This is a genomic window from Vannielia sp. ABF1_015, assembly GCF_056160745.1.
Map to the genome: position 1 here is coordinate 39924 of NZ_JBSWXT010000004.1, position 13395 is coordinate 53318.

The window sequence follows — 13395 nt, forward strand, 5'->3', positions numbered from 1 at the left end:
CTCTACTTCTCGATTGCAAGGCCGGAGCGGCCGCAGATTTCGGTGATGTGGTCAAAGCCGATCTTGGAATACGCGAAGGGCGGCGCCTTCGCCGGATCCTGCTCTGCCTCGACAACGATCCAGCCGTCATAGTCCATCGCCTTGAGCTTGTCGGTGATGGCCTGAAAGTCGATGCAGCCTTCCGGATCGCCGGGCACCGAGTAAACCCCGGCGGCGACCCCATCAAGGAAGCTCTTGTCTTCGCCGTTGACCCAATCAAGCACCGGCTGGCGCACGTCCTTGAAGTGAACGTGATGCACGCGGTGGCCCCACTTGTCCAAAACGGCCACCGGGTCGGCGCCCGCAAAATGCAGGTGCCCGGTGTCATAGAGCAGCGTCAGGTCGTCACTCGATCCTTCCATCAGCCAGTCGATGTCTTCGGCATCCTGCACCATCGCACCCATGTGGTGGTGATAGCTCAGGTCCACACCCTCGCCCCGCGCCCATTTCGCCACTTCCGAGAGCTTCGCGCCATAGGCCATCACCTCCTCGCGGCTCAGCTTGGGGCGCTGGCTGACGGGGGTGTTGATCATGCCCTGAATGGTGTTGGAGCATTCCGCGTACACGATGCAGGGGGCGTTAAGGGCGGCAAACTGCTGCACCTGCTGGCGGATCGCGGCCTGCTCTTCTTCAACCGTCGTCACCAACAAGTTGCCAGAGCACCAGCCACCGCACAGCGACACGCCATAACGCTCCAGATATTCGCGCAGGCCCTCGGTATCGGCCGGCATCCGGCGGCCGCGTTCAACGCCCGAGTAGCCGATCTTCGCGGCATCCTCCATCGCGCCTTCGGTGGTGTAATCCTTGGTCAGCTCCGGCAGGTCGTCGTTCTGCCAGGCGATCAGGGAAATGCCGATCTTCACAGCCATCAGTCTGCCCTTTGCTGCTTTTTCTTGGTTTCGTATTTCGCCCGCGCGGCCTTCACCTCTGCGCGTTCGCTGACTTCCGGCACACCCACGTCCCACCAGGTGCCGCCCGGCTCCGTGCTCGGGTAGGGATCGGTATCAATGACGATCACATAAGGCCCCTTGGCCCCTGCCCGCTTGGCCAGCGCCTCTTCCAACTCGGCAATCGAGCCGACCTTGAGGCTCGTGGCCCCCATAGCCTCTGCGTGCTTGGCAAAGTCGATGGCCGAATTCTCGCCACCGATCGAGTGATCCAGCAGGTTGTTGAACTCCGCCCCGCCACAGCCCATCTGCAGCCGGTTGATGCAGCCATAGCCCCGGTTGTCGGTGACCACGACGGTGAAGGGAATGCCCATCATCGCCGCTGTCGCCATTTCCGAGTTGGCCATCATGTAGGTGCCGTCACCGGTAAAGCAGATCACGTCACGCTCCGGCTGGGCCATCTTGATGCCCATGGCCCCGGCAATCTCGTAGCCCATGCAGCTAAAGCCGTATTCCATGTGATAGGAGCCGGGCTTGCCCGCCTTCCACAGCTTGTGCAGCTCGCCCGGCATGGTGCCAGCGGCGCACATCACCACGGTTTCTTCATTGGCGGCCCGTTGCACTGCGCCAATCACCTGCATGTCACTGGGCAGTTGGTTGCTGTCTTCGGGCGCATCGGTCAACGGGTCGACCTTGCCAAACCAATCCGGCTTCAGCCCCTCCGTCTTGCCGGGCGCAACAAAGCCGTCCAGCGCTTCGCCCAACTCCCCGAGGCCAACCAGAGCATCCGATTGCAACGGCGCGGCGCCGTGCTTCATGGCGTCATAAGCCGCCACGTTGAGCGAGATCAGCTTGCGCTCGGGGTTGGCAAACAGCCCCCACGAGCCGGTGGTGAAATCCTGAAAGCGGGTGCCAACGCCAATCACCGCATCCGCCTCGGCGCAAACGGAGTTGGCCGGCTCGCCGCCGGTCACGCCGATGGGGCCGAGGTTGAGCGCGTGATCCCACGGCAGTGCCGACTTGCCCGCCTGTGTTTCGGTTACCGGAATGTTGTGCGCCTCGGCAAAACTGGCCAGCGCCTCGGTCGCGCCGCTATAATGCACCCCGCCCCCGGCCACGATCACCGGGCGCTTCGCGGCGCGGATCAGCTTTGCCACATCGGCCAGTTCCCCCTCGTCGGGGCGGATCCGGCGCTGCCGCCAAACCTGCGGCTCAAAGAAGCTCACCGGATAGTCATAGGCCTCGGCCTGCACATCCTGACAGAACGACAGGCACACCGGGCCGCATTCGGCCGGGTCGGTCATGATGCGGAAGGCCCGTGGCAGGGCGGTCAGCAACTGCTCGGGGCGCATGATGCGGTCAAAGTAGCGCGTCACCGGCTTGAAGGCGTCATTCACGGTCACGGTGCCGTCGCCCCAGTCTTCCACCTGTTGCAGCACCGGGTCCGGGCCACGGTCGGCAAACACATCGCCGGGGATCAGCAGCACCGGCAGGCGGTTTACATGGGCCAGCGCCGCCGCCGTCACCATGTTGGCCGCACCGGGGCCGATAGAGGAGGTCACCGCCATGGCCTTGCGCCGCCCCAACTGCTTTGCGTAGGCAATTGCCGCATGGGCCATGGTCTGCTCGTTGTGGCCGCGCCATGTCGGGAAGGCATCCTTGGCAGCATACAGCGCCTCGCCAATGCCGGCCACGTTGCCATGCCCGAAGATCGCCCAGCACCCTTCGATGAACCGTTCGCCATCGTCATTCTGCTGCGCCGCGATATAGCGCACCATAGCCTGCGCGGCAGTCAGTCGGATTGTCTTGCTCATTGCATCACTCCGAGTTCAGGCGGGCATCGGCCCGCGCCTTGTCCCAAATTTTACACAGGCGGGTGTAGTTCGTGGTCATCTCTTCGATAGCCTCACCATCGGTGATGCTGCCCGCCAGCCAAGCCCGCGCCGCATCACCAAAGATGGTGCGCCCAACCGCAAACCCCTTCACCAGAGGCTGCTTGGCTGCCAGCTCAAAGCTCGCCGCCAGTTCTGCTTCGGGCGCGTCCAAGCCAAGCACCACGATCCCCCGGGTGTTCGGATCGTTCCGCTCGATGGCCTGCACGGCGTTGTGCCATGCGGCTTCTGTCTTGAACGGCTCCAGCTTCCACCAATCGGGGTAAACACCCACATCGTAGAACCACTGAATGAGAGTTGCCGATGTTTCGTCATCCACCGGGCCAACCTTCGACGGGATAATTTCCAGCAAAAACTCCAACCCGTTGCGCCGTGCAGCAGTGAACAGGCGCTTCACGCGCGTAAGGTGCTTTTCCTTCATCTCGGCATCATCATCCGGATGCACAAAGACCAGAAGTTTCACCACGTTCTCCCGCGCCCACTCGCGCAGACGGCCCAGGTCTTCGCCCAGTTCCGGCTCAAACTCGATGGGGCGCGACCCCGGCAGCTCGGTCGGTCGGCCAATCCACAGCCCGGAGCCGGTGGCCTTGTGCAGCGCAGAGCGCCCAATGCGGTTGTCGCACAAAATGCCAAAGCCCGGTTGCCCGTCCTGCACCTTCAGCGCCGCCTCAAGGCACAGCTCCTTGAAGGCCGAGCCCTTGTCGAGCGTGTAGCCTTCCATCTCTTCCAACTGCAGCCGGTGATCGAAGGCAAAGGTCTTGACCGACGACCAGTCGCCATGCCGGTTGGTGGCCCAATGCACCTGCTCCAGTTGCACATCATTGCGCAGGTCAGGCCGCTTGATCCCGCGTTCAAAGAAAAACTGAAGCTCTTCCCAGCTCGGATAGGCCGGCGTGCAGCCGTGTCGGCTCACCGCGAAGGCCCCGCAGGCGTTGGCGTATTTCAGCGCCGTCGGCCAGTCTTCACCATCCAGCCAGCCCTTGAGCAGGCCAGACATGAAGCCATCCCCCGCGCCGAGCACGTTGAACACTTCAATCGGAAAGCCGGGGCCCGCTTCGCCGTCATCAAGGCTGTCCGGCACCTCGCCGGTAAAGGCCACGGCGCCCGCCGCGCCGCGCTTGCACACCAGCGTAGCCTTGGATACCGCGCGCACCGCCCGCAGCGCCTCGATCGTGTCGGTCGAGCCGCCCGCGATATGAAATTCTTCTTCAGTGCCGACGATCAGGTCAAACAGGTGCAGGCTCGCCTGCAACTTCGCCGTCACCGCTTCGCTCTCCACAAAGCGGCTCTCGCCGTCGCCATGCCCGGCCACGCCCCAGAGGTTCGGGCGATAGTCGATATCAAGCGCGGTCTGCCGCCCGGCCCCCCGGGCAATCTCCAGCGCCTTGATCGTCGCCGCCTCCACCTGCGGGTGGCTCAAATGCGTGCCGGTCGCCACAACAGCCCGGGCGCGCTTTATGAACTCCGGGTCGATGTCATCGACGGTCAGCCCCATGTCGGCGCAGTTCTCGCGGTAGAAGATCAGCGGAAACTGCTCTTGGTCGCGGATGCCCAGAAGCACCAGTGCCGTCAGCCGGTCCGGGTCTGTCTTCACTCCGTCGGTGTTGACGCCCTCGCGCTCCAACTGCTCGCGGATGAAGCGGCCCATGTGCTCGTCGCCCACGCCGGTGATGACCGCCGATTTCAGGCCAAGCCGCGCGGTGCCGCAGGCAATGTTGGTGGGGGAGCCGCCGATATACTTGTCGAACGAGCCCATATCCTCCAGCCGTCCACCAATCTGGGCTCCATAGAGATCCACCGAGGATCGGCCAATCGTGATAAGATCGAGTTTCGACATGGCAGCGCCCATCATTTTAGTTGTTCACATCGTGGGGCTGGCCGAATTGCTTCCGCCAGCCCCGACACCGTTCACGACTACAGGGAGGCACGTGAACGGTGTTGCTGGTTCTGTCTCAGATGGTCCCGCCCAGCGAGCCTTCCAGCTGGGCAAGCTCCTGGCCACCGGCCATGAGATCCTGCAGTTCTTCCGGGCTGATCTCACCACGTTTCGCCGTGCCGAGGGTCTTGCCCCGGTTGAGCACGGTAAACCTGTCGCCCACCGCTAGCGCGTGCCGGACGTTGTGGCTGATAAAGACCACACCCACGCCCTGCGAGCGCACCTTGTCGATGGTCGCCAGCACGTTGGAGGTTTGCCGCACGCCAAGCGCCGAGGTCGGCTCATCGAGGATCAACACCTTGGCCCCGAAAAACACCGCGCGGGCAATGGCAACCGTTTGCCGTTCACCGCCCGACAGGGTGCCAACCGCCTGATCCGGTCCGCGCAGGTTGATACCCATCTTGCGCATCTCGGTCATGGTGATCTCGTTGGCCTTGTCCACGTCAAACCGCTTGGTCGGCCCGCGCCCCTTCGTCGGCTCGCGCCCCATGAAGAAGTTGCGTGCCACCGACATCAGCGGGATCATTGCGAGATCCTGAAACACGGTGGCAATACCGGCCTCCATTGAATCCCGCGGCGTGGAAAAGCTCATCGGTTTGCCTTCGAACAGGATTTCCCCGTGCGTTGGCTGGTGCACGCCCGACATCGTCTTGATGAAGGTCGATTTACCCGCGCCGTTGTCGCCCAGAAGGCAGTGGCACTCACCGGGGCGGATATCAAAGCTGACACCGGCCAATGCGATGATGTTGCCAAAGTGCTTCTGGATGTCCTTCATCTGGACAATCGGAGCCTTGCTGTCGTCCACATCGCCGTGGTGGAATTTGCTGTCATCGGTCATATCAACGCTCCCCCGTAACGCGCTTGCGAATGGCATTGTTGAAGAGAACCGCGATCAGCAGCATGCCGCCCAGGAACACCTGGAACCAATCCTGATCGAAGTTGGTGTAGGTGAGGCCGATGACCACCATCCCAAAGATGATGGAGCCAAAGAACGCCCCGATCGCAGAGCCGTAGCCCCCGGTCAGAAGGCAGCCCCCGATCACCGCAGCGATGATGGCTTCAAATTCCTTCTGGAAGCCACGCCGCGCATCGGTCGAACCCGCGTCGATCACCGTGATGATGGCAACAAGGGCAGCGCAACAGGCGGTGACCATGAACAGGGAAATCTTGATCCTGTTGACAGGCACACCGGAGTTGGAAGCGGCCGTGGAGTCGCCACCAGCAGCAAAGATCCAGTTGCCCGCCGGGGTGCGCAGGAGGATGTAGGTCGCAACCAGAGCCAGCGCGACAAACCAAAGGATCTCCACCGGAATGCCGGTCACCTTGGGTGCGCCGTTCTTGAAGGTCTCGACCATGCCCATTTCAGCCAGCCAGGCGAACAGCCCCGGAAACGCATCACCAGAAAAGAGCGGCGCAAGCCAGTCGTTCTCGGTGGCGTCACGGATACCGCGAAGCTGGGTAGAGCCGCCCGAAGCCCATTTCAGGCCAACAAGCGAAAGGCCGCGAAGGATGAAGAGGAAGGCCAGCGTCACGATGAACGACGGCAGCCCGGAGCGGATCACGATCACACCGTTGATCGCACCAACACCCGCAGAAAAAACAAACGTCAGCGGGATCGCAACAATCAGAGGCAGGCCCCAGACCATGATGCAGACCCCGAAGAACAGGCCGGCAAAGGCGACCATGGAGCCGATGGAAAGGTCAAACTCTCCGCCGATCATCAGCATCGCGGCGCCGATGGCGAGAATGCCAAGCTGCGCAGCCGGGGTCAGAAAGTTGATAATGCCCGAGGTGGTGAACATCGCGGAGTCCGCGGTGATCAAGAAGAAGATCGCGACGAGCACAACGCCTGCAATGGCACCCAGCTCGGGTCTCTTCATCAGTCGCGATATCAGGGACTCGGCCTTGATCCGCTCGTCTGTCGTTGGATTTGGTGTGGTATCACTCATAGCGCCCTCTCCCATTTGAGTTGGAAGCGGCACCGATCTGTGCCGCTTCCGTGGTCTTGCTGGTCGGAGCTTAGCGAATGCCCTGCGAGGACAGTTCGATCACCTGAGCAGCCTTGTCGGCGGTGATCAGGTTCGGGCCGGAGGCAATATCGCCACCGGGCATCAGGCCGTACTTGGCTTGCAGCGCCATGATGGAGACGCCCATGTAACCCTGCAGGTACTGCTGCTGGTCGAGCGCAAAGGCCGCGTCGCCATCAACGATGGACTGCAGGAAGCCCGCGGAGAGGTCGAAGGTCGCCACGTTCACGTCACGGCCAGAGGCCTTGGCAGCAGCCACCGAGGGCTCACCAGCGGTGGAGGCACCCAGCGCCATCACCGTGTCAACGCTCTCGTCGGACGCCAGCGCAGCAGCAACCTTGGATTCGATCTCGGCCGGGTCATTGGTGGTCGGCAGAACGGTCACGGTGCCGCCAAAGCCTTCTTCAAAGCCAGCGCAACGCTGGTCGAGAGAAAGGTTACCAACTTCCTGGTTCACACAAATCGCGTTGGAGCCGCCCATTTCGGCCAGCGCCTTACCGGCGGCAACACCAGCGTCATACTCGTCCTGACCCACGTGCATCGCGGTGCCCAGCTCTTTGCCCTGTGCGCCACCAGCGTTGATGGTGATCACCGGGATGCCTGCGGCAATGGCACGCTCAACCGACGGGCCAAGCGCATCGGGGTCGGGGAAAGAGATGATCAGCCCATCGGGCTCTTCGTTCACAGCGGCGTCGATCAGCTGCGACATCAGAACCATGTCGAAGGTTTCGGGCGAGTTGTAGGAGACGTTCGCGCCAGTGTCGGCAGCCGCCTGATCAACGCCCGCCTTCACGACAGACCAGAACGCATCGTTCGCCTGACCGTGGACAACAACCGAGATGTCCTGAGCAACGGCCGGGGCCGCAACGGCCATGGCACCAGCGGCAAATGCGCCTTTCAAAAAGGTTTTCATGTGAGTTTCCTCCCTTGGTTTCCGTTCTTGCCGGTCAAACCGGCAGCTTCTTCACGCGAACGGGTCGCGTAATTCGCATCGCCCGTTCCAGGCGAGTGCTCCGCGTCAGGCTGCCTCCCCGCAGCCTGAAATCTTCAAACGTCGGCCAGCGCCACGGGCGTGCCCGTCTTGGCAGAGCGCGTTGCAGCCTCCGCCATCGCGAGCGCCGCAACCCCGTCATGCAGGTTGACCGGCATTGCCGACTTGCCCTGAACAGCCTCAACAAAGGCAGACCACTCGGCCTTGTAGGCCGGCATGTAGCGTTCAAGGAAAAAGTAGGTGGGCTTGGCGCTGCTCACACCGGCGGTCGTGGATTTGACAACCGTGTTTTCCAGCATGTTCTGCGCCTGAAGCAGCCCTTCCGAGCCAAGCACCTCAACCCGCTGGTCATAGCCATAAACCGCGCGGCGTGAGTTCTTGATCACCGCGATGCGCCCATCGGCGTAGGTCAGCGTGACGGCAGCGGTATCCACATCACCGGCTTCACCGATTGCCGGATCAACCACCGAGGTGCCCACGGCAGAAACCGAAACCGGCGCCTGCCCCATGATGAAGTTCGCCATGTCGAAATCGTGGATCATCATGTCGCGGAACAGGCCGCCAGACACCTTGATGTATTCAACGGGCGGCGGCGCAGGGTCAAACGATGTGATCGACAGCAGCTCAGCCTTGCCAATCTCGCCCGCGTCAATCGCGGCCTTCAGGGTGCCGAAGTTCGGGTCGAACCGGCGGTTGAAGCCGATCATGATGCTGGAGGCCTTGTCGCCCACGTTGCGCAGGCATTCATTCGCCCGCTCAAGGCTGAGGTCCACCGGCTTCTCGCACAAAACCGCCTTGCCAGCCGCCGCGGCAGCTTCGATCAGGTCAGAGTGCGTATCGGTGGATGTCGCAACCAGCACCGCATCAATGGAGCTGTCTGCAATAATCTCATCCGAAGAGCGCACCTCGCACCCGTAGCTCTTGGCCAATGCCTGCGCATTCTTCTCGAAAGCGTCGGAGACGGCGACAAGGTCGCTCTCCGGATGCGAAGAAATGGCTTGTGCGTGAACATTTCCGATGCGCCCTGCACCGAGCAACCCAACCCGCATCTTGAGACCTCCCGATTCTCGTTTGTCTGATCAACATTCACCCTTTTGCACCCGCGTGCAAGATTTTTTTGCACGCGAGTGCAGACATGGTGTAGCCTCAACCAACGCCACGCTTCCGGGTCGCACGCGATTCCAAGCACTTCACCGATGAGAGGCTCAGCAACACGATGAAGGATCATGACGGTTCAATCACGGCAGATGACGTTGCCGCCCTTGCCGGCGTCTCCCGCTGGACCGTGAACAGGGCCTTCAAGAAGGATGCCTCGATCTCCGCCAAGTCGCGGGAAAAGGTGATGAAAGCCGCCGAAACGCTCGGCTATGTTCCCGACCTTCTGGCAACCAGCCTCGCCACAGACCGCACCCATCTCGTGGCGCTCCTCGTCGATGATTTCGCCAACCCGCACAAGCTGGTGATGATGGAACGGCTGACGCGCATCTTGCGCCAAAGCGGCTATGACACCCTGCTGGTGAACACCAGCGACGAGAAAGATGCTTCCGCCGCCCTCCTCAACGCCAGCCAAAGGCGCGTCGATGCCGCGGTGCTGATCGGCGTCAGCTTCAATGACCAAAGCCTCGAAACCGCGCTCGGTGCCCGAAGGGTCAAAAAGCTTATCGTGTTTGCCCGGATGTCGAGAAACGACAATACGATCTCGATCCTCTGCGATGATCGCGCGGCGATGACGGCGCTCACCCAGCACGTCTTTTCGGCGGGCTATCGCAATCCCCATTTCATCGCCGGTCCGCAAACCCAGTCGGCCCACCTTCAGCGCAAGGATACCTTCCTTTCGCTATGGCAAGACATCACCGGCCAGCGCCCCGCCTTTGCCTCGGTCGAGCGCTATGATCCGAGAATGGCCTATGACCTTGTGACCGAGCTCTTTCGCAACAAGCCAAGGTCAGAGCTGCCGGATGTTCTGGTCTGCGAAAACGACGCGCTGGCGATGGGCGCGATTGACGCGATCCGCTACGAGCTGGGCCTGCGCGTGCCAGAAGACATCGCCATCACCGGGTTCGATGACGTGCCCCAGGCCTCCAGCCCGCACTATGAACTTACAACCTATCGCCAGCCGCTGACCGATATGGCGCATGCCTTGGTTGAGGTGCTCGAAGGCAAGAAACGCGCCAAGAAGATGAACGCCTTTACCGGCCACCTGGTCCCGCGCAAAAGCGCCTAGGCACCGCACGCTGGCGTCAGGGCCGCCCCACCGGCTTGAGGTCGTCAAACGCCTTCCCCGTCGCCTGCTCATATTCCGCCTCATCCCAAAACCCGATCAGGATTCCGGAGTCCGCGGCGCGCTTCTGGCGGGCCAGCACCTCTGGCGTGGCGGTGATCCGCGTGTGGTGCCGCGTGGCCCATGTCAGCAAAGCGGCTTCAAGCCTCGCGCGCACCTCCACATGCTCGGCGGCCTCCGACGCGCCCAGATCCGTCAGCTCCTGCGGGTCCGTCTCCAGATCAAACAGCACCGGGCGGAACCCCTCGCAGCGGATGTATTTCCACCGCCCGTCAAAGATCATCGTTGTGTGGGCCTCTTCCTGCGGCTGCTCCAGCGTGCGGGCCATATCCGACCAGTGATAATCGTGCTCGCTGATCGCATAGCGCCGCGAAAACCCATCGGTGCCGTGCAACAGCGGCGTCAGGTCTCGGCCCTCGATCACATGCGGCTTGGCCGGGCAGCCCAGCGCGTTCATGAAGGTGGGGGCGAGGTCGATCATCTCCACCAGCTCATCGCTGACCGTGCCGCGCGTGGCCTCTGCCCCGGGGCGCGGATCGCAGATGATAAGCGGCACTTTCACCGCCATCTCGTGGTAAAAGTCCTTATCCCCCATCCAGTGATCGCCCATGTAATCGCCATGGTCCGAGGTGACGACAACAATGGTGTTCTCGCTGCGCCCGGTCTCATCCATCCACGCAAACAGCCGCCCCAAATTGTCGTCCAGCTGCTTGATAAGCCCCATGTAGGCCGGGATGACATGCTCGCGCACATGGTCGCGCGAGAAGCTCTTGCATACGCGCGCCTTGTGGTAGGCGGCCACCAGCGGGTGATCCGTCGCCAGCTCCTCCTCCGAGCGCACCGGCGGGATGATGTGCTCGGGGCCATACATGTCGTGGTAGGGCGCGGGCACGATGTAGGGCCAATGCGGCTTGATGTAGCTCAGGTGGCACATCCACGGGCGGCCATCGGCATCGGCCTCCTCCATGAAGGCCATCGCGCGGTCGGTCATATAGGCGGTTTCGGAGTGTTCTTCGGGCACATTCGCCGCGAGGCGCGAGTTCTTCAGCAGCCAGGCCGAGAGCAGCTCTCCATCGTCATCGAGGCCCGAATTGGCAAAGTCTTCCCAAGGGTTCTCGCTCTCAAAGCCATGGGCCACGAGGTAGTCATCATAGGCCGACCAGTTCTGCCGTGGGCTGTCAGGGTGCAGCCCGTCATCACGCTCGAAAGGCTCAAATCCGCATTCGCCCCGGCGCACGCCGATCTCGCTCTTCGGGTCGATGCCGAGCCACGCCATGCCCTCGGCGTCTGCGGTCATATGGGTTTTGCCCACCAGCACCGCCCGCGCGCCCGCCTCGCGCAGATGGTCGCCCAAGGTCGGCTCGCCAATGCGAAGCGGCATCCCGTTCCAGGTGGAGCCGTGAGAGCGCACATAGCGCCCGGTGTAAGCGCTCATCCGCGAAGGGCCACAAACCGGCGATTGCACATAGGCGTTGTTGAAACGCACGCCGCGCGCCGCCAGCGCGTCGATATGGGGCGTGTGCAGATGCAGGTGGCCGTAACAGCTCAGATAGTCGAAACGCAGCTGGTCAGCCATGATCCAGAGCACGTTGGGGCGGTCACTCATTGCGCCATGTCCTTCTTCAAAATCTCATCTGCGGGCGTGCGCAAAAACGCCTCCACCCTGTCGAGCAGCGCAATGAACTGGCGCGTCTCCTCTTCCCCCAGCACCTCGCGCAACGCCGCGCGGCGCTGCGCCATGACAGGCGCGGCCACCTCATAGGCCGCGCGGCCCTCGGGTGTGATCTCCACGATCGTCTGCCGCTTGTCCTGCGTGTCGCGCGCCATGTTCACCAAGCCCTTGCGCTTCATCTCCGGCAGGGCGCGGCTGAGAAGCGAGTGATCGGCCCGCTGGATCGCGGCAAGGTCTCGGATCGTCATCGGACCCGCCTCGCACAGATCCCAAAGCACACGCCATTCCACGATCGAAATGCCACCACCGATCTGAAGAAAGCGCTGCCCCTGCTTGCGCGAGGCCGCGTAAACAGCCGGGAGGCGCGAGAAGATGTTCAGCTCTTCATGCGCGCGCCTGTCCCGAATCCGCTCGGGGTCGATCTTTTCGGGGTCAGTCATCTGTCTCCTCCACGGCTCTGATAAAGCCCGAAAAATAAATGCGTGACAAGTCATATATTTTTTGTCAGTCTCAGGTCAGCCCCTAAAAGGGCACTCGTGCAAGCCGGGAGGTCGGCGCGACATCAAGGGAGGATATCTGATGAAGAAAACGCTTCTGGGCGCCGCGCTGGCGCTTGCACCGCTGGCCGCATCTGCGCAGGCCACGCTGACCGCCGAAACCACCACCCCGGGCTCCACGCCCCATTACATCGACAGCACGCTGGCCGCTGTGCTCGACAGCGCGGGCGTTGCGACGCTGCAAATCACCGAAGGTGCCACCCTCACCAATTCGGTGCAGGCCGTCGCCGAAGGCCGGCTCGATATGGCTCCCGCCCCGCTGATCCTGCCCTTCCTGCTCTCCAAGGGCATCGGCCCCTATGCCGGTGTCGGCCCCGAAAAGGGCGCAGAGCTCGCCGCGAACATCCGCGTGATCTTCTTCAACGCAGGCTCGGCGCAGCTGCTCGGCTACTACAACAACAACCCGATCGAAGACATTCGCAACCTCGAAGGCAAGCGCATCTGGAACGGCCCGCCCCGCGGCGCGGCGCTCACCTCCGGGCGCGCAATGATCCAGCTACTCTCCGGCCTCAAGGACGGTGAAGGCTACGAAGGCATCCAGACGCCCTGGCCCGACACCGTCTCCACCATCACCGGCGGCGGCGCCGACGCATGGACCATTCCCGAAGGCCTGCCCTCGGGCCGCGAAATCGCGCTGGCTGCCGTGGGCGGCATCACCATCCACGATGTTCCCTCCGACCTGCTCGCCAGCGAACTTGGCCAGCAGATCCTCGCCGCACCGGGCCATGCGCCCTATTCCGTGCCGGTCGAAGACTTCCGCGCCGCCTACGAGGGCAATGACATCACCATCGTCACCGATGATGATACCTTCGACAGCTTCGCCACCGCCTTCGGCCAGATCGTGCCCGCCGGGCTCGACGAGCAACTCGTCTACGACATCACCAAGGCCTACCTCGAAGGTCAGGATCGCTTCATCAAGGGCTCGCCGCGCGGCCCCTACGCGATGATGAGCTTCGGCGATATCGACGGCGTCAGCCAAGGTGCCTGTGGCGCTGTGCAGATCAAGATGCACCCCGGCGCCATCCGCGCCTTCGAAGACGCAGGTCACACCATCGCAGACTGCCTGCGCCCCTGATCCGCACTCGCACTCCCGCGTGGCCGGGCTCCCGGCCA

Annotated in this window: 11 protein-coding genes; 2 read left to right on the plus strand and 9 right to left on the minus strand. The window is 62.6% G+C overall.

Annotated elements, in window-relative coordinates; translation table 11 throughout:
- Nucleotides 1-2: 2 nt before the first annotated feature.
- The 7 genes from iolE to iolG form a co-directional block, all read right to left on the minus strand.
- On the minus strand, nucleotides 3-908 hold the full coding sequence (gene iolE / locus ACXAG6_RS19385; RefSeq protein ID WP_475339562.1) for a myo-inosose-2 dehydratase: 906 nt from the start codon (nucleotides 906-908) through the stop codon (nucleotides 3-5).
- Nucleotides 908-2740: a 3D-(3,5/4)-trihydroxycyclohexane-1,2-dione acylhydrolase (decyclizing) gene (iolD, locus tag ACXAG6_RS19390; RefSeq protein ID WP_475339563.1), complete on the minus strand. Its 1833-nt coding sequence runs from the start codon at nucleotides 2738-2740 to the stop codon at nucleotides 908-910. Before iolD ends, iolE begins: the two co-directional genes overlap by 1 nt.
- A gap of 4 nt (nucleotides 2741-2744) precedes the next feature.
- Nucleotides 2745-4655 carry a bifunctional 5-dehydro-2-deoxygluconokinase/5-dehydro-2-deoxyphosphogluconate aldolase gene (locus ACXAG6_RS19395; RefSeq protein ID WP_475339564.1) on the minus strand — a complete coding sequence of 637 codons (1911 nt, stop codon included), beginning with the start codon at nucleotides 4653-4655 and terminating at the stop codon, nucleotides 2745-2747.
- Between the two features lie 115 nt (nucleotides 4656-4770).
- Entirely contained in the window at nucleotides 4771-5592 is an 822-nt protein-coding gene (locus tag ACXAG6_RS19400) for an ATP-binding cassette domain-containing protein (protein WP_210410498.1), read from the minus strand.
- Between the two features lies 1 nt (nucleotide 5593).
- The gene (locus tag ACXAG6_RS19405; RefSeq protein ID WP_475339566.1) at nucleotides 5594-6703 is read right to left on the minus strand and encodes an ABC transporter permease; all 1110 of its coding nucleotides are present in this window, start codon (nucleotides 6701-6703) and stop codon (nucleotides 5594-5596) included.
- Nucleotides 6704-6773: 70 nt separating this feature from the next.
- On the minus strand, nucleotides 6774-7694 hold the full coding sequence (locus ACXAG6_RS19410; protein WP_475339567.1) for a sugar ABC transporter substrate-binding protein: 921 nt from the start codon (nucleotides 7692-7694) through the stop codon (nucleotides 6774-6776).
- Nucleotides 7695-7828: 134 nt separating this feature from the next.
- A complete protein-coding gene (gene iolG / locus ACXAG6_RS19415) occupies nucleotides 7829-8821 on the minus strand; it encodes an inositol 2-dehydrogenase (RefSeq protein ID WP_475339568.1) in 993 nt (330 codons plus the stop codon).
- Between the two features lie 167 nt (nucleotides 8822-8988).
- On the opposite strand from iolG, the gene ACXAG6_RS19420 reads away from it, so the two are divergent.
- Nucleotides 8989-9996 carry a LacI family DNA-binding transcriptional regulator gene (locus ACXAG6_RS19420; protein WP_475339569.1) on the plus strand — a complete coding sequence of 336 codons (1008 nt, stop codon included), beginning with the start codon at nucleotides 8989-8991 and terminating at the stop codon, nucleotides 9994-9996.
- Nucleotides 9997-10012: 16 nt separating this feature from the next.
- Here the strand turns inward: ACXAG6_RS19420 and ACXAG6_RS19425 are convergent, their stop codons facing one another.
- Nucleotides 10013-11659: a sulfatase-like hydrolase/transferase gene (locus tag ACXAG6_RS19425; protein WP_475339571.1), complete on the minus strand. Its 1647-nt coding sequence runs from the start codon at nucleotides 11657-11659 to the stop codon at nucleotides 10013-10015.
- On the minus strand, nucleotides 11656-12165 hold the full coding sequence (locus ACXAG6_RS19430; RefSeq protein WP_475339572.1) for a MarR family winged helix-turn-helix transcriptional regulator: 510 nt from the start codon (nucleotides 12163-12165) through the stop codon (nucleotides 11656-11658). The genes ACXAG6_RS19425 and ACXAG6_RS19430 overlap by 4 nt, the downstream gene beginning before the upstream one ends.
- 139 nt (nucleotides 12166-12304) lie before the next feature.
- On the opposite strand from ACXAG6_RS19430, the gene ACXAG6_RS19435 reads away from it, so the two are divergent.
- Nucleotides 12305-13357 carry a TAXI family TRAP transporter solute-binding subunit gene (locus ACXAG6_RS19435; RefSeq protein ID WP_475339573.1) on the plus strand — a complete coding sequence of 351 codons (1053 nt, stop codon included), beginning with the start codon at nucleotides 12305-12307 and terminating at the stop codon, nucleotides 13355-13357.
- The last annotated feature ends 38 nt before the right edge of the window (nucleotides 13358-13395 follow it).